The sequence below is a fragment of the Stenotrophomonas indicatrix genome (assembly GCF_002750975.1).
GTDB lineage: Bacteria > Pseudomonadota > Gammaproteobacteria > Xanthomonadales > Xanthomonadaceae > Stenotrophomonas > Stenotrophomonas indicatrix.
Genome location: NZ_PEJS01000002.1, coordinates 104,058 through 120,794 on the forward strand (window position 1 = coordinate 104,058; position 16,737 = coordinate 120,794).

The 16,737-nt window shown below is 67.5% G+C and carries 15 protein-coding genes; 11 read left to right on the forward strand and 4 right to left on the reverse strand.

The features are described from left to right. Positions 1-46: 46 nt before the first annotated feature. The gene (locus CR918_RS19465; protein WP_099844527.1) at positions 47-1,669 is read right to left on the reverse strand and encodes a carboxylesterase/lipase family protein; all 1,623 of its coding nucleotides are present in this window, start codon (positions 1,667-1,669) and stop codon (positions 47-49) included. Next, positions 1,666-2,649 carry an alpha/beta hydrolase gene (locus tag CR918_RS19470; RefSeq protein ID WP_099844530.1) on the reverse strand — a complete coding sequence of 328 codons (984 nt, stop codon included), beginning with the start codon at positions 2,647-2,649 and terminating at the stop codon, positions 1,666-1,668. Before CR918_RS19470 ends, CR918_RS19465 begins: the two co-directional genes overlap by 4 nt. Before the next feature lie 157 nt (positions 2,650-2,806). On the opposite strand from CR918_RS19470, the gene CR918_RS19475 reads away from it, so the two are divergent. From CR918_RS19475 to CR918_RS19515, 9 genes are all read left to right on the forward strand, one after another. Continuing rightward, positions 2,807-3,634 carry a 2-keto-4-pentenoate hydratase gene (locus CR918_RS19475; protein WP_051501700.1) on the forward strand — a complete coding sequence of 276 codons (828 nt, stop codon included), beginning with the start codon at positions 2,807-2,809 and terminating at the stop codon, positions 3,632-3,634. 39 nt (positions 3,635-3,673) lie between these two features. Then, positions 3,674-4,678, forward strand: coding sequence for a TRAP transporter substrate-binding protein (locus CR918_RS19480; protein ID WP_099844532.1), 1,005 nt, complete (start codon positions 3,674-3,676; stop codon positions 4,676-4,678). A gap of 10 nt (positions 4,679-4,688) precedes the next feature. Continuing rightward, positions 4,689-5,222 (forward strand): TRAP transporter small permease, encoded by a 534-nt coding sequence (locus CR918_RS19485; protein ID WP_032978576.1) that lies wholly within the window; start codon positions 4,689-4,691, stop codon positions 5,220-5,222. Positions 5,223-5,225: 3 nt separating this feature from the next. Continuing rightward, positions 5,226-6,509, forward strand: a complete 1,284-nt coding sequence (locus CR918_RS19490; RefSeq protein ID WP_025875489.1) for a TRAP transporter large permease — start codon at positions 5,226-5,228, stop codon at positions 6,507-6,509. A gap of 17 nt (positions 6,510-6,526) precedes the next feature. Then, the gene (locus CR918_RS19495) at positions 6,527-8,116 is read left to right on the forward strand and encodes a family 43 glycosylhydrolase (protein WP_099844687.1); all 1,590 of its coding nucleotides are present in this window, start codon (positions 6,527-6,529) and stop codon (positions 8,114-8,116) included. Positions 8,117-8,154: 38 nt separating this feature from the next. Next, on the forward strand, positions 8,155-9,213 hold the full coding sequence (locus tag CR918_RS19500) for a LacI family DNA-binding transcriptional regulator (RefSeq protein ID WP_025875485.1): 1,059 nt from the start codon (positions 8,155-8,157) through the stop codon (positions 9,211-9,213). Positions 9,214-9,456: 243 nt separating this feature from the next. Then, complete coding sequence (gene kduI / locus CR918_RS19505; RefSeq protein WP_032978442.1) at positions 9,457-10,305, forward strand: 5-dehydro-4-deoxy-D-glucuronate isomerase; 849 nt, start codon at positions 9,457-9,459, stop codon at positions 10,303-10,305. Between the two features lie 80 nt (positions 10,306-10,385). Continuing rightward, a complete protein-coding gene (gene kduD, locus CR918_RS19510) occupies positions 10,386-11,141 on the forward strand; it encodes a 2-dehydro-3-deoxy-D-gluconate 5-dehydrogenase KduD (RefSeq protein WP_033832661.1) in 756 nt (251 codons plus the stop codon). Between the two features lie 102 nt (positions 11,142-11,243). Beyond that, the gene (locus CR918_RS19515) at positions 11,244-12,341 is read left to right on the forward strand and encodes a GDSL-type esterase/lipase family protein (RefSeq protein ID WP_099844688.1); all 1,098 of its coding nucleotides are present in this window, start codon (positions 11,244-11,246) and stop codon (positions 12,339-12,341) included. Positions 12,342-12,370: 29 nt separating this feature from the next. Here the strand turns inward: CR918_RS19515 and CR918_RS19520 are convergent, their stop codons facing one another. After that, positions 12,371-13,021 carry a DMP19 family protein gene (locus CR918_RS19520; protein WP_099844534.1) on the reverse strand — a complete coding sequence of 217 codons (651 nt, stop codon included), beginning with the start codon at positions 13,019-13,021 and terminating at the stop codon, positions 12,371-12,373. Positions 13,022-13,112: 91 nt separating this feature from the next. After that, a complete protein-coding gene (gene phhA, locus CR918_RS19525; protein ID WP_025875475.1) occupies positions 13,113-14,006 on the reverse strand; it encodes a phenylalanine 4-monooxygenase in 894 nt (297 codons plus the stop codon). Positions 14,007-14,131: 125 nt separating this feature from the next. Here phhA and CR918_RS19530 point away from each other — a divergent pair, with 125 nt between their 5' ends. Further along, on the forward strand, positions 14,132-14,614 hold the full coding sequence (locus CR918_RS19530) for an Lrp/AsnC family transcriptional regulator (RefSeq protein ID WP_025875473.1): 483 nt from the start codon (positions 14,132-14,134) through the stop codon (positions 14,612-14,614). A gap of 107 nt (positions 14,615-14,721) precedes the next feature. After that, a complete protein-coding gene (locus CR918_RS19535) occupies positions 14,722-16,725 on the forward strand; it encodes a hypothetical protein (protein ID WP_099844689.1) in 2,004 nt (667 codons plus the stop codon). The last annotated feature ends 12 nt before the right edge of the window (positions 16,726-16,737 follow it).

Here is a 16,737-nt window from a genome sequence, read left to right on the forward strand (position 1 = left end):
GACTCTAGCCGAGGCGGGTTAACAGAATGTTTGCACCGCGGTGTCATCACTGCGTGCCGCGCTGCACGAACGGCACTTTTGCATAGAGCGCACGCTCGCCGGCACGTGGATCGTCAACCACGCGGCTGTGCCGATCGAACACCATCGTCTGCCGTTGTGGCACGCCGTAGGGAGCCCATTGCGACATTCCCGCGTGATTGGGATCGCCGGTACGCGCAAAGGCGATCAGCGCATCGCTCATCGTCGCTGCCAGTGCTCGGGCGTCTTCACCACCGCCGGTACGCGCGCCCGGCAGGCCGGCGTTGTCGAACACCAGCGGAATATCCAGCGTATGGAAGGCACGCAGGCGTCCGTCTTCCACCGGTGATGGCCAATCGAGCTGGTAGGCCCAGGTGGGTGCGGCCCCGGTTGTCTGCCGAGCGCGTGCTTCCAGTTCCTCCACCGCACCACGCCACGAGCGGCCGGCGGTGGTGGCCGCGAAGAACACCTCTGAGGGCGTGTAGTGCGGATACAGGCGTCGATATTCTGCGATCACCACCGAGGGCAGCAGATCGACGAACTGCTGCTTCTCCAGCTGCGCCGGCAGATCCTCCCAGGTCAGCGTGAAGTTGGCCGGGTCGTTGCCAAGGAACGCGCGCGTCTCATCGCGGGTGTTGCCGATCACCATCGGAATCGACGCGGACTGCGCCGGTGCCTGTGGCCAGAACGGGTGCACCGGCAGCACCACCTCATCCAGTACCGGGCCGAAGTACAGCGCGCTGCTTTCCACCCGTGAGGGATCGCGTGCGCGGGTGGCGGCCAGCAGCTCGGTCGCCGGCAATCGCAGCAACGCCTGCAGGTCGCGCGCGGCCACCGTTTCCATCGCAATCGAAGCCCGTTGCGCCGCCGCACGTGGACCGGCGGCGGTCACCTGCTGCCCGCTCATCGTCCACGCGCGCTGGAACAGGCCTTTCGCTGCGGGCATCGCCATCAGCGTGGCGATCTTGGCGCCGCCACCGGATTGCCCGAACACGGTGATGTTGCCGGCGTCGCCGCCGAACACCGCTGCATGCTCGCGCACCCACTGCAGCGCTTGCACCAGGTCGAGCTGGCCGACGTTGCCGGAGGCCGCATAGCGCGGATCGCCGAGCGCGCCCAGGTACAGGTAGCCGAAGGTGTTCAGGCGATGATTGACGGTGACCACCACCACGTCGCCGCGTCTGCACAATGCGCTGCCGTCGTACAGCGGATCGCTGCCAGAGCCGTTGTTGAAGCCACCGCCATGGATGTAGACCAGGATCGGCCGCTTGCCGCCGTCGCCCAGTGCCGGCGTCCAGACGTTGAGGAACAGGCAATCTTCGCTGCCCGGCCCGTCCGCTCCGCTCTGTGGCGCAGATGCGGCGTATTCCAGGGCGTCGGCGATACCACGCCAGCCCGTCTCGCGCCGTGGCGGCTGGAAACGGTAGGCGGAGGTGTCAGCGCCATAACGCAGACCACGGAACACGTGCACGCCGTGCTCGCGCTGGCCACGCACGCGGCCGCCACGCAGGCGTGCCACCACCTGTGTGGCATCACGTGGCCCAGGCACCGCGGAGGCAGGAAGCGCTGCGAGGGTGGCCGTGGCCAGCGCCCAGCGGGCACTGTCGCGCAGGAAACGGCGGCGCTGCAGGTTGGCATCCCCCTGGTTCAATGTGCCGCCTCCGTCGCCTGCAGCCAGCGTTGTGCCAGCAGCGGCCACACGGCCAGCGTTGAATCAGGCGGCATGCGCATGCCGAAGCCATGGCCGCCATGAGCGAACAGGTGCAGCTCGTGTTCGACACCCGCCTTGGCCAGTGCCTGCGCCATCAACTCGCTGTTGTGCACGTTGACCACCCGATCATCGTTGGCATGGATCAGCAGCGTCGGCGGCATGTCCGCGCGTACGTGCTGCTGCATCGAATACTGCGCGGCCAACGCCGCATCGGGTTGCTCGCCCAGCAGGCGTCCGCGTGAGCCGCTGTGTGCATGCGCGCCCATGTCGATCACCGGATACACCAGCACCGCGCGTGCGGGACGCGCGCTGAGGCGATCGATGGCATCGCGTGGCGGGTAGACCGGCGCATCGAAACCGGTGGCCAGCCGTGCGGCGACATGGCCGCCGGCGGAGAAGCCCATCACCGACACGCTGTCGGCATCCAGCCTGCGCCGTGCGGCCTGGTCGCGCACCACGCGCAGTGCGCGCTGCGCGTCGGCCAGTGCCGCCTGGCGGTCGCGGCCGGCCTGCGGCAGGCGGTAGCGCAGCACGAACAGGGTGTAGCCGGCACGGTCCACCCACTCCGGCACCAGCGCGCTGTCCTCCTTGTCGATCACCACGCGCTGGTAGCCGCCACCGGGAATCACCAGCAGCGCGCGGCCGTTGGCACGGGCCGGCGTGTGCACCAGCAGATAGGGCGCATCGACCTGGTCGATGAAGCGATCGGGGTGGGCTGGATCATCGCTGCGCTCGACCACGCGCGCCGGCCGCGCCGTGCCCGTTTCACCGGGGACCTGCCCCGCCTGCCACAGCGGCAGCTGCTCGCCGGCAAGCTCCCGGCCCAGGTGTTCGCCTGCGCGCAACGGCACATCGGCCGCGGATGCGGGGACGGTCAGCAGCAGGCCTGACAGCAACAACAGCACACGGGAAAAACGCATGGTGGAAAGGGCTCCAACGGGGAGACAACAGAGTGGCCGAGGTCACCGGCAAGCGCTCGTGATGCGCTGCGGCTTGCACGATGACACCGGTTTACCATATACACCTCCTGCAGACGCTGTCGATGGGCAGTGCAACAACGCCAGAGGGAGACCGTTCTTGAGCAACGAACACGGCATACATGGGCAGACGCCGGCGCCGGACGATGCGGCCGCGATTGCCCACGCTTTCACCACCGCGCGCCGCAGCGGCCAGGCCCTGCCAGGCTTCCCGGGCCTTGTCCCGCCTGACCTGGTGGCTGCCTACCAGGTGCAGGATCTGGCCATTGCCAGCTGGGATGACCAGGTGGTGGGCTGGAAGGTCGGCTACATCGCCGCCGAGCGCCGCGATGCGTCCGGGGACGACCGCCTGCTGGGCCCGGTTTTCTCGCGTCAGCTGCAAAATGCTACCGGTGGAACAGTGGACATTCCGGTGTTCGTCGGCGGCTTCGGCGCGGTCGAAGCGGAGTACGTGCTGGAGCTGTTGGAGGACGCTCCCGCCGCACAGCTGCACTGGACGCCCGAGCAGGCTGAAGCGCTGCCGGCGCGCCTGTACATCGGCGTGGAAGTGGCCAGCAGCCCGCTGGCGACGATCAACGAACTCGGCCCGCGCGTGGTGGTGTCCGACTTCGGCAACAACAACGGCCTGGTGCTGGGGCCGGAGATTGCCGATTGGACCGCCCGCGACGAAACCGACCTGCGCGCCGAAACCCTGATCGAGGGCGAGGTGGTCGGCACGGGTGGTGCCACCCGGCTGCCCGGCGGCCTGCGCGCGGCGTATGCGTTCGCGTTGTCCCGTTCGGCGCTGCGCGGCCGGCCGTTGCGACGGGGCGACCTGATCGCCACCGGCAACGCCACCGGTATCCATGACATCACCGTGGGGCAGACGGCGCTGGTGCGGTTTGCCGGCTTCGGCGAAATTGCCTGCAGGGCCGTGCCGGCCGGGTAACCGCCGCACGATCCGGTGAACACGCGCGGGAGGGCGCAGATGATCACACGACGACATTTCCTGGCCGGCGGCGCTGCTGCGCTGGCCACCCCGATGCTCGCGGCCTGTGGCCGCAGGCCCGCCGATGCCATCGACGGCGGCCAGCTGCTGACGGCCACCGACGTGCACGTGGCCGACTACCCCACCGTGACCGCGGTGAAGTGGATCGGCGAAACCCTGCAGCGCGAAAGCAACGGTCGCCTGCGCCTGCGGCAATACCATTCGGGCCAACTCGGTCGCGAATCGGAAGCGATCGACATGGCCCGTTTCGGTGCCATCGACATCACCCGCGTGTATGCCGGTGCGTTGAACAACGCTTTCCCGCTCACCCAGGCGCTGTGCCTGCCGTACGTGTTCGAGTCGGTGGCGCACCAGCGCGCCGCACTGGATGGCGGCATTGCCGATGCGGTGCTGCGTGGTTTCGAGAGCCGCGACCTGGTCGGCCTGGCCATCTATGATTCCGGCGCACGCTGCTTCTACAACACCAAGCATCCGATCGTGCAGCCCGGTGATCTGCACGGGCTGAAACTGCGTGTGGCGTCCTCGGACATCTTCATCCAGCTGATGCGCCTGCTCGGCGCCAACCCGACGCCGATGTCGCTGGGCGATACGTTCTCCGGCATGGAGACGCACATGATCGATGGCGCCGAGAACAACATGCGCAGCTTCCATTCCAGCCGCCACTTCGAGGCCGCGCACTACTGGTCGCAGAGCGATCACTCGTATGCGCCGGACGTGCTGTTGATGTCGCGCGCCAGTTTCGAGCGCCTGCAGCCGGCCGACCGCCAGCTGCTGCTGGAGACCGCGCGCGCTTCGGTGAAGGTGATGCGCGAGCAATGGGATGCGTCCGAAGATGCCGCGCGCCGCGCGGTGCTGGCCTCGGGCGTGAAAGCCAACGAGGTGGACCTGCCCGCCTTCCGTGCCGCCGCCCAGCCGCTGCTGCAGCAGTACCTGCAGCAACCCGAGCTGGCTGCGCTGGTCGCCCGCATCCGTGCCGCCGCCTGAGGACACTGCCATGACCGAGACGACGATTTCCACCGGACCCGGCCCCGGCCAACGCTTGCTGGACCGCATCGCCGACATCGCCATCCATGTTGCCGTGGCCGCGCTGCTGGGGCTGGTGGTGGTGCAGGGCTGGCAGGTGTTCGCCCGCTACGTGATCAACGATTCGCCCAGCTGGACCGAGCCGGTGACCCTGCTGCTGCTGGCCACCGCCATGAGCCTTGGCGCGGCCTGCGGCGTGCACACCAATCGCCACTTCGGCTTCTTCCTGCTGCACGCCTACATGGGCGCCGGCCTGCGCCGGGTGGTGGATGTGTTCACCCAGCTGGTGGTGGCCGTGCTGGGCGGCTTCATCGCGTTCTGGTCGGCCGACCTGCTGCTCGATGGAATGGACATCAAGACCGCCGGCGCCAACCTGCCGCAGAGCATCAACTACCTGCCGCTGGCCGTGGGCGGTGCGCTGATGCTGTTGTTCGCGCTGAACCGTGCGTGGAAAGCGCTGCATGCCGCGGCAGCCGACGCCGACGACGCTGAAGGAGATCGTTGATCCATGGGCATCACCATCCTGTTCTCTGTTTTTGCCGCGCTGCTGCTGTTGGGCGTGCCGGTGGCCTACGCGCTGGCCGCCGCTGCGCTGGCCACCCTGCTCTACCTGGACATTCCCAGCATCGTGCTGGTCCAGCAGATCTCCGCAGGTACCGGTTCGGCCTCGTTGATTGCCATTCCACTGTTCATCTTCGCTGGCGAGATCATGATGCGCGGCGGCATCTCCGAACGCCTGATCGCCCTGGCGTCATCGCTGGTCGGGCGCATGCGCGGCGGCCTGGGCCAGGTCTCGATCCTGTCCTCGCTGTTCTTCGGCGGTGTATCCGGCTCGGCCATCGCCGATGTGTCGGCGGTGGGCGGCACGATGATTCCGCAGATGGTCAAGCGTGGCTACGACCGCGATTTCGCGGTCAACGTCAGCATCACCGCTGCGCTGGTGGCGCTGCTGGTGCCGCCGTCGCACAACCTGATCCTGTTCTCGGCCGCCGCCGGTGGTGGCCTGTCGATCGCCGACCTGTTCGCCGCCGGCATCGTGCCGGCGCTGCTGATGACCCTGGCGTTGATGATCACCGGTTACGTGGTCGCGCGTCGCCGTGGTTATGGCGTGGAAGTGTTCCCGGGCTGGCGTGCGGTGCTGCTGCGCATCGTCTCTGCCCTGCCCGGCCTGGGCCTGGTGGCGCTGATCTTCGTGGGTATCCGCGCCGGCATCTTCACTGCGGTGGAAAGCGCGGCCATCGCCGTGGTCTACGCCCTGCTGGTCACCACCGTGCTGTACCGGCAGCTGCGCTGGCGTGAGTTCTTCGACACCGTCATCCATGCCGCGCGCAGCACCGGCGTGATCCTGTTCGTGATCGCCACCGCGGCGGTGTTCGGCTGGCTTCTGGCCTACCTGCAGGTGCCTGCGGCGGCGGTGGACTTCCTGCAGTCGTTCGCGCACAGCCAGTTCATGGTGCTGCTGATGATCGTGGTGATGCTGCTGCTGCTGGGCACCTTCATGGACCTGGCACCGATGATCCTGATCTGCACGCCGATCTTCCTGCCGGTGGCCAAGGCCTATGGCATCGATCCGATCCACTTCGGCCTGGTGCTGGTGCTGACCGGTGGCCTCGGCCTGGTCACGCCGCCGGTGGGCTCGGTGCTGTTCATCGGTACCGCCATCGGCAAGATCAGCGTCGGCCAGAGCATGCGCACGATCTGGCCGTTCTGGTTTGCCGCGCTGGGCGTGCTGCTGATCGTCACCTTCTTCCCGTCGCTGTCGCTGTGGCTGCCCGCCGCGCTGCGCGCCTGATGAGCGGAGGCAATCACATGACACCGACGCTGCACCGCGCTGCTGCAACCGCCCTGCTCGGCCTGCTGCTGGCCGCGCTGCCTGCCCTGGCTGCCGACCCCGCGCCCGCGCAGTGGAAGCGCGGCATCGAGCACCAGCGCCAGGGCGACCTTGGCAACGGTACCTTCCTCAACCCGGTGCTGGCCGGTGACAGGCCCGATCCGTCGGTGCTGAAGGACGGCGAGGATTACTACCTCACCCTGTCTTCGTTCGACGCCTACCCCGGCCTGCCGATCTGGCACTCGCGCGACCTGGTCAACTGGCAGCCGCTCGGCCATGCGATCACGCAGAACGTAGGCGCGATCTGGGCGCCGGACATCGTCAAGCACCAGGGCCGCTACTTCATCTACTTCCCGGCGCGCACCGGTGAGCGCCGCAGCAACTTCGTGGTCTGGGCCGATGACATCAAGGGCCCGTGGAGTGCGCCGATCGACATCGGCCTGGGCGGCTACATCGACCCCGGCCATGCGGTTGGCGAGGACGGCAAGCGCTACCTGTTCCTCAGCGGCGGCAACTACGTGCAGCTGGCCGATGACGGCCTGAGCGTGGTGGGTACGCCCAAGCATGTGTACGACGGCTGGCGCTACCCGGAAAGCTGGGACGTGGAGGCCTACGCGCAGGAAGGCCCGAAGATCCACTTCCGCGATGGCTGGTACTACATGACCACTGCGGTGGGCGGCACCGCCGGCCCGCCGACCGGGCACATGGTGATCACCGCGCGCTCGCGCTCGATCCACGGCCCGTGGGTGAACGCGCCGAACAACCCGATCATGCGCACCCGGTCGGCCGCTGAACCATGGTGGTCGCGTGGCCACGCCACGGTGATCGAAGGCACCGATGGCCGCTGGTGGATGATGTACCACGGCTACGAGAACGGCTTCTGGACGCTGGGCCGGCAGGCGCTGCTGGAACCCATCGAATGGACCGCCGATGGCTGGTTCGTGGCCAAGGGCGGCGATCTCGGGCAGCCGCTGCGCAAGCCATCGGGCAGCGCGCTGGCACCGCACGGCATGGCCCTGTCGGATGCTTTCACCGGCCGTACGCTGGGCCCGCAGTGGGCGTTCTTCAACCCGGCGCTGGATGAATACCGGCGCCTGCGCTTCAGCGGTGATGGCCTGGTACTGCAGGGCAAGGGCAGCACGCCGCGCGACGCCTCGCCGCTGACGACCATTGCCGGGGACCCGGCCTACCAGTTCGAGGTGCAGATGGAGATCGCCCCCGGCGCGGTGGGCGGTGCCCTGCTGTTCTACAGCGACCGCCTGTACGTGGGCGTGGGCAGCAACGGCGAGCAGTTCGTCATGCACCGCTACGGCGAGGAGCGCCCCACCCGGCTGGCGGCCAGCGCCAAGGGCGGCCGGCTCTGGCTGCGGGTGACCAACAACCGCCACATCGTCACCATCCATTCCAGCGCCGATGGCCAGACCTGGCAGAAGTATCCGGTTCAGATGGAAGTGTCCGGTTACCATCACAATGTGGCTGGCAAGTTCCTGGCACTGAAACCGGCCCTGTATGCGGCCGGCAACGGTGCGGTAACCTTCCGCAGCTTCCGCTATCGCGCGCTGGACTGAGCGCGCGCTGGAATCCCCAGGCTTATCGGGTTCACTACATGTCAGTGCGCAACAAGAACGATGCCGCTACGCCGGCATTGGCAAAGGGCAAGGCAGCCACGATCAACGACATCGCGCGACTGTCGGGTGTATCCAAGAAAACGGTTTCAAGGATCATCAACAACTCGCCGCTGGTGCGCAAGGACACGCGCGACAAGGTGGAAGCGTTGATGCGCGAAGTCGGCTACACCCCCGACCCGCTGGCCCGTGGCCTGGCCTTCCGCCGCTCGTTCCTGATCGGCATGGTCTACGACAACCCCACCGCGCAGTACATCGTGGACATGCAGTACGGCGCGCTGGATGCGCTGCGTGGCTCCAGCTTCGAACTGGTGGTGCACCCCTGCGACAGCCGAAGCCCGGGCTACATCGACGGCGTGCGCCGCTTCGCCCAGCAGCAGAAGCTGCATGGGGTGATCCTGGTGCCGCGTGCGTCCGAAGACCAGGCGCTGGCGGACATGCTGGACGAGATCGGTTGCCGCTTCACACGCGTGGCTGCGTTGCCGCTGGATGAAACCTCGCAGATGGTGGTCACCCACGACCGCGACGGTGCCGCCGAAGCGGCCGATTACCTGCTTTCGCTGGGCCACCGTGACATCGCCCTGGTGACCGGCCCCAGTGCATACCGCTCGGCGCACGAACGCACCGCCGGCTTCATCGAGGCGCTGTCGCAGCGTGGCATCGAGCTGCCGAAGGATCGCATCATCGAGGCCGGCTACACCTTCGAATCGGGTGTGGCCGCCGCCGAGAAACTGCTGCTGGGCAAGCGCCGGCCGACGGCGATCTTCACCGGCAACGATGAAATGGCCGCCGGTATCTACAAGGTCGCGCTGCGTGCGGGCATCAACATTCCGCGCCAGCTGTCGATCGTCGGTTACGACGACAGCCCGCTGGCCTCGCGTCTGTGGCCGTCGCTGACCTCGGTGCGCCGGCATACCCGCGACACCGGCCGCACCGCTGCGGCCATGCTGATCCAGCCTGAAGGCCAGCCTGCGCTGCAGATCGCCAGCGTGCGCCCGCACCTGATCGTGCGCGATTCCTGCCAACCGCCCGAGGATTGATCCCGCAGGGATCAATCCTGTAGGTCACGACCGTTGGTCGTGACACCTTCACGGATCAGTCCGGTAGGTCACGACCAACGCTCGTGACACTCCCCCCGCCCCTCCCCCCATCGATCGCACCTGCCGATGCCGTCCAACCACCATCGTGCAGCGCAAAATGACACCGGTTTCCTGTCTGGCTAGAATCGACCGTGAACCGTGCCGGGGCCGAACCATCGGCCCGCCCCCTGCTCTGGAGAAGCCATGTACTGCAAGACCCATTACGCCACCCATCCCGACGCCATCAAGGGCGCCAGCAACGATCAGCTGCGCGAGCTGTACCTGCTCGATGGCCTGTTCAACGCCGATGCGGTGACCCTGAAGTACACCCACTACGAGCGCTTCGTGCTGGGCGGTGCGGCGCCGGTCAACGGGCCGCTGTCGCTGCCGGCGCAGACCGAACCGGCGTCGGCCGCTGGCCATCCGTTCCTGGAGCGTCGCGAGCTGGGCATCATCAACGTCGGCAGCGGCACCGGTACGGTCACCGTCGATGGCACCGTGTACACGCTGGGGCCGAAGGATGGCCTGTACGTGGCGATGGGCAGCAAGGACGTCGTCTTCGCTTCGCAGGACGCCGCCAACCCGGCGCAGTTCTACCTGGCCTCGACCCCGGCGCATGCGCGCTTTGAAACCAAGCAGCTGTCGATCAAGGACGCGGTGGCACTGGATCGCGGCGCGCTGGAGACGAGCAACGAGCGCACCATCTACCAGTACATCGTGCCGGCCACCTGCCAGTCCTCGCAGCTGCTGCTGGGCCTGACCGTGCTCAAGCCGGGCAGCGTCTGGAACACCATGCCGCCGCACCTGCACGACCGCCGCAGCGAGGTCTATTTCTACTTCGACCTGGGCGACAGCGACCGCGTCTACCACTTCATGGGCGAGCCGGACGCACAGCGCCACATCGTCATCCAGAACAACGAAGCGGTGGTGTCGCCGCCGTGGTCGATCCACATGGGCGCCGGCACCAGCAACTACGCCTTCATCTGGGCGATGGGTGGCGAGAACCTGGATTACACCGACATGCACGTGCTGGACATCTGCCAGCTCAAGTAAGCACTAACAGGCCGCCGCGCATGCTGTGCGGTGGTCACTTGCCTGCATCACGCACGCCTCTACCAAGGAACGCATACGCAATGACCAATCCCTTCAGCCTGGAAGGAAAAGTCGCTCTGGTAACCGGTGGCAATACCGGCCTGGGCCAGGGCATCGCGGTGGCGCTGGCTGCCGCAGGCGCCGATGTCGCCGTGGCCGGCATCGCCCCGCCCACCGAAACCATCGAGAAGATCACCGCGCTGGGCCGCCGCTGCCTAGCGGTGGAAGCCAACCTGATCAGCATCGAGCCGGTCGAGCGCGTGGTGCGCGAAACGCTCGAAGGCCTGGGCGGGCTGGACATCCTGGTCAACAACGCCGGCCTGATCCGCCGCGCCGACGCAGTGGACTTCAGCGAGCAGGACTGGGACGACGTGATGAACGTCAACATCAAGTCGGCTTTCTTCATCTCGCAGGCCGCCGGCCGGCATTTCATCGCCCAGGGCAGCGGCAAGATCATCAACATCGCCTCGATGCTGTCGTTCCAGGGCGGCATCCGCGTACCGTCGTACACCGCCAGCAAGAGCGGCATCGCCGGCATCACCCGCCTGCTGGCCAACGAGTGGGCGGGCAAGGGCGTGAACATCAACGCGATCGCACCGGGCTACATGGCCACCGACAACACCGCCGCGCTGCGCGCCGACCAGGACCGCAACAAGGCGATCCTCGAGCGCATTCCGGCCGGCCGTTGGGGTACGCCGGAAGATCTGGCCGGCGCGGCGGTGTTCCTGGCCTCGTCGGCGTCGGATTACATCAACGGCGCGGTGCTGCCGGTCGATGGTGGCTGGCTGGCGCGGTAATGCTTGGTTTTCGGTAGTGCCGGCCACTGGCCGGCATTTCCACCGACGCTCAACGCATCCATGAAGTTGCCGGCCAGCGGCCGGCACTACCAGGGCCCGGCCATGCGGAAGCTGTTGTTGCTGTTGCTGCTGTCGAGCGCCGCCGCGCATGCGGCGCCGGTGCGATTGTTCATTGCCGGTGACTCCACTGCGGCCGAATACGGGCCCGAGCGTGCGCCGCAGGCGGGGTGGGGCCAGGCGCTGCAGAGCTACCTGGATCCGGCGCGCTTCGAAGTGCGAAACCACGCCAAGGGTGGGCGCAGCACGCGCAGCTTCATCGACGAAGGACGCCTGGATGCCATGGGGCGCGAACTGCGTCGTGGCGATGTGCTGCTGATCCAGTTCGGCCACAACGATGCGAAGTTCGAAGACCGCACGCGCTACACCGATCCGGACAGTGACTACCCGCGGATGCTGATGCGCTACGTGCAGGTGGCGCGTGACCACGGTGCCACGCCGGTGCTGGTCACGCCGGTGGCACGGCTGCTGTACGACTTTGGTTCACTGCTGGATACGCACGCGCGTTACACGTTGGCGATGCAGCAGCTGGCCACACGCGAGCACGTTGCACTGATCGACCTCAACGACCGCAGCATGCGCTGGATCCGCGCGCTGGGTGAGCAGGGTGCACGCCCGTACTTCCTGTTCGTGCCGGAACAGCACAAGGCCGACGGCACCCACTTCAGCGTGGCCGGCGCCAACGCGGTGGCGTGCCTGGTGCTGCGCGAGGCGGTGCAGGTTCTGCCGGCGCTGCAGGCTGCACTGGTGCGCGATATCGACTGCGAAGTGATGGGGGTGGGGCAGGGCGGCGATCCTGCGCGTGCCTCGCAGGTGGTGCACGAAGACACGCTGGCGCGCGCGCAACCGGGCCCACATGGCGGCGCCGGGCCGACCACGGCGTACCCGTTCTTCGCCGATGCGCAGGGCCTGCCGTTCGTGCTGCGCAAGCGCGTGCTGCACAAGGGCGCGGGCATCGGCCTGCATCCGCAGCACAAGGATGAGATCTACTACATCGTGAGCGGGCAGGGCAGCTATGTGCTGGATGGAAAACAGCACGACGTGCGTGCGGGGCATGCGCTGCTGACGCGCAAGGGCAGCAGCCATGCGCTGCAGCAGGTGGGCGATGAGGATCTGGTGGTGCTGCTGGCGTATCCGCGGTAAGAGAAACGCAGCCGAGCGTGGGCTCGGCTCTACAACGGCTCCGGGCCGAAATGCTTCAAGCCCAGCCGGGCCAGATCTTCCGGGCGGGCGTAATAGTCGTCCTCGAAGGCATGCAGCGCCTCCTGCTCCTGTTCGGTCATCGCGCCGTACAGGTCGGTCAGTTCCTTGATCGCCGGGTCGTCTTCCAGCCGGTCCAGCAGACCACGCATGCCGGCCAGGATCGCGTGCGTCTGCGTTGCGCCCATCGCCTGCAATGCGCGCAGCGCCAGCTGGCAGGTCGGGTCGCCCCAGTTGCACAGGAACTGCATGAAGCCGCCGTTGTTGATGTCCGCTTCCATCCGCCACAGCGCCACCAGCTGCTGGTCTTCATCGGACAGCGCATCGAGCGACCACGCGGCCGCCTTCAGGCGCGCCAGCGCGGCTTCATAGCGGTCATCCCACACCTGGTTCGGAACATCGACCACGCCGCGTTCCTGCGCCGGCAGCAGCGCGGGCCAGTTCACGCCCAGCCCATCGGTCGTGAGCACCCACTGCGCACGCTGTTCAGCCGTGGCCTCGAACAGCGCAGGCGCCCAGCGCAACGGCTGCCGGGTGCGGCGGCCGTCGGCCAGGGTCAACAGGATGAAGTCGTCGTTGAAGGCGACGTCGGTCGCGCGCAGGGTGGCAAACACATCAGTCATGCCGTGCAGGATAGCGGAGACCCAGGATTGGCCCCCTAATCTTCAAAAGCTGCAGACGCTTTTGAAGTTTAGCCGGACCTCGGCTGTCGCCTCACACATCCCCACCATCAGCCCAGCCTTCGCCGGTACCCGCCTGGAACACGCGGTCGTCGGCCTGCACGTCGCCCGCCGGCAGGTGCGCCTGGTCGGCCAGCGCGGCATAGATCGGGGTGAAGTCCGGCGATGTCGCCTGCATCAGCTGCTCGAAGCTGTCGATGACGAAGTAGGTCTTCTGGAAGGTGTCGATGCGGTAGCGCGTGCGCATGATCCGCTGCAGGTCGAAACCGATGCGGTTCGGTGCGGCCGACTCCAGCGAGTACAGCGATTCGCCCTTCGAGGAGACGATGCCGGCACCGTAGATGCGCATGCCTTCGGGCGTGTCGATCAGGCCGAACTCCACCGTGTACCAGTACAGGCGGGTCAGGTTCTGCAGCGCCTCCGGGCCGATCGCATGTGCTTTGACGCCGCCGCGGCCGTAGGCCTCCATGTAGTTGGCGAACACCGGGTTCATCAGCAGCGGCACGTGGCCGAACAGGTCGTGGAACAGGTCCGGTTCGGCGATGTAGTCGATCTGGTCGGGGCGGCGGATCCACCACGTCACCGGGAAGCGGCGGTTGGCCAGGTGGTCGAAGAAATCCAGTTCCGGCAGCAGGCCTTCCACGCCGACCAGGGTCCAGCCGGTGGCCGCGCCCAGCACTTCATTGAGCTGGTCGAAGCGCGGAATCATGTGCGCGCTCATGCCCATCTCGTCCTGCGCATCCAGGAACTCCTGGCAGGCGCGGCCGACCAGCAGTTCGCGCTGGCGCTGGTACAGCGTGCTCCAGGTGGCGTGGTCGTCGGCGGTATAGGTGTCCCACGGCTGCTCGACGAGCGCGGTGGTGTACACCGGCACGTAGCCCTTGTCGGTCTGCTGGTGTTCGACGCGGCGGGGCTGGGCGAGGTCCATGGAAGACTCCTTGACGGGATACCCACGATGCTAGGGCAGGGGGCGCGCAACAGGGTTGCAAAAGTTGCGCGGATTGACCTTGTTGGCGCAATATCCTTGCGTACTCACCATGTTGCGGGGCAACAATGGCCGGAGAAGTCCAGTTCGATCGCACGGATATACGTCTGCTGGCTGAAATCCAGCGTGATGGTCGCGCCACCAACGCGGAGCTGGCGACGCGGGTGAACCTGTCGCCGTCGGCCTGCCTGCGCCGCCTGCAGCGACTGGAAAGCGAAGGGGTGATCGTCGGCTATGGCGCGCGCCTGGAGCCACGCCGGCTCGGTCTGGGGCTGCAGGCGTTCGTGCGCGTACAGCTGGAAAAGCATGACCAGGCCGCGATCGGGCACTTCGTCGACAGCGTGCAGGCCTGGGATGAAGTGGTGGCCTGCCACGCCCTGACCGGCGACATGGACTATCTGCTGCATGTGTATGTGCGCGATCTGGAGCACTTCTCGCGTTTCCTGCTGGACAGGCTGCTCAACGCCGGTGGTGTGGCCGATGCCAATTCCAGCTTCGTGCTGCGCACGGTGAAGGGTTTCCAGGCGTTGCCGTTGTCGCAGCTCGAATGAACCGGCGGCCGCGGTGATGTTTGACGGCGCGCGCGGGCTGGCCGAGCATCGTGGCCCGCGGCGGCCGTGCACACGCAGGCCGCGCAGTGATTCCCTCTGGCTCCGGCATGTCTGATACCCCATCCCCGACGTCTTCCCCGTTGTTCCTTCCGCTGCGCGAGCAGAGCCTGCTGCGGCACCTGAGCGAAGGCACGCCGCCGGACACACCGCTGGAGCAGGCCGGCCTGCTGGTGGCCATGCTGTGCCGCCGGCAGAGGCCACCGGCCACCCAGCTGCAGCGGTTGCTGCACGACGCCTGTGCGCTGTTCGCCGCCGATGATGGCCCTGCTGCGCAGGCGCAGCTGGCGGCCAGCGCTGGACAGGACGCGCGGGCGCTGGAGGCGTGGCTGGGCGTGCTGGCCGCACAGGACGTGCTGCTGGCACCGGACGAGGTGATGGAGGCGGTGCTGGCCGCGTCGCCGGACGCCTATCCCGGCGCGGACTTCCAGGCGGCGTGCAGGATCACCCTGGAAGAGCACACGATCCACTTTCCGGCGACATCGCTGGCCGAAGGCGATGACGAAGACGCCGGCAATGACGAACAGACAACGCATGCGACCCAGCACAACGGCCTGTTCACTTCCGAACAGGCACGCGTGCTGCGTGCGATCGCGGCCAATCCCGATGAATTGATCGACCTGCAGGCCTATGCCGGCACCGGCAAGGGCCATCTGGTGCTGGCGCTGCTGCAGGCTCGCCCGGGCCGTTATACCTATGTGGCGCCCACGCGTGGCCAGGTCGAGGCATTCCGCGCGCGGCTGCCGGCCGACGCCGGCACGCGCCTGCTGACCCAGATCGAGTTCGCCAATGCGATCGCCCGCCATGCCGCCGCCAACGGCCTGACCGGCGGCTTCGTACCGACCTACCGGCAGAGCACGCTGACCCTGCGCGAGGCGGCCGCCCGCCTCGGCCTGCCGGCCATCGGTGCACGCCGGCCGGACCAGGTCCTGATGATCGCCCTGGACGCCATCAACCGGTGGTGCGCGTCGTCAGCGCCGAGCCTGCAGGCCTGGCATTTCCAGCGCTCGCTGGGCGCAGCGCAGCTGGAAGCCACGCCGTTCATCGCGGCCGCGGAGTTCGTCTGGCGTTGCATGTTCGATCCGGTGGTGCAGAAGGGCGGCTGCCTGCGCCTGGATGCCGGACACATCGGCAAATGGCTGGCCCTGCGTGCTGTGCCGCTGCCGGTGTCGCTGGGCATGGTGCTGGTCGATGAGGCGCACGATCTCAGCCCTGCATGGAAACAGCTGCTGGCCACCCACGCGCCCGGCGTGGTCAGCCTGGGCGATCCGCATCAACGGCTGAGCGGACGCGTACAGCGCTGGTCATCGGCGAAAACGCTGGAGATGCACCAGTCGGTGCGGCAGGGGCGGCAGGTCGATGCGCTGGTCAACCAGTCACTGGCGTTGGACGATCTCGGCGAACCGGCGCCTTTCGTGGGCGCCAGCGACCGCGCCACCGGCCTTCGCCGCTATGACGACTGGTCGGCGGTGCCCAGCACCGGCGCCCGCTTGTACGGCAGCCTGTGGCGGATGCTGCTGGAAGCCAACGAGCTGGTTGCGCGCGGCGCGCGCGTGCATCTGCATCCTGCGTCGCGGCAGGCGCTGTTGAAAGAGGTGGACGGTCCGATCGACGCCTGGCGCAGCGCCGCCGCTGGCGGCCCCGGACAACGCTGGGAAAGCTTCGTGCAGGTCTGTGCCAAGCGTGGACAGGCGGACATCCCCGCGCTGTTTGCCGGTGGCTTCGATGCTGCGGCGTTGCAGCGCCTGCTCGGGCAACTGGTCGATGCGGACGAGGCCAGCGTCGTGCTGTGCCTGGCCCAGCACGCCAAGAACCTGCAGTTCGCCACGGTGTCCATGGCGCCGTGCTGCTTCGACAGCGGCCATGATGCGCGCGCGCTGCACAGCCCGGTGCGCGCGGCCTACGTGGCGATCACCCGTGCCCAGCAACAGCTGTGGCTGCCGGGGGACGCGATGGAGCAGTTGCAGCTGAGCGCACAGCGGCATGACCGGGCGGTGGATGAGCGGCGCCGGCAGCGACGCCTGGCCAGTGGTTACCCACCACCGCGGCGCTGACCGCGGCGGCCG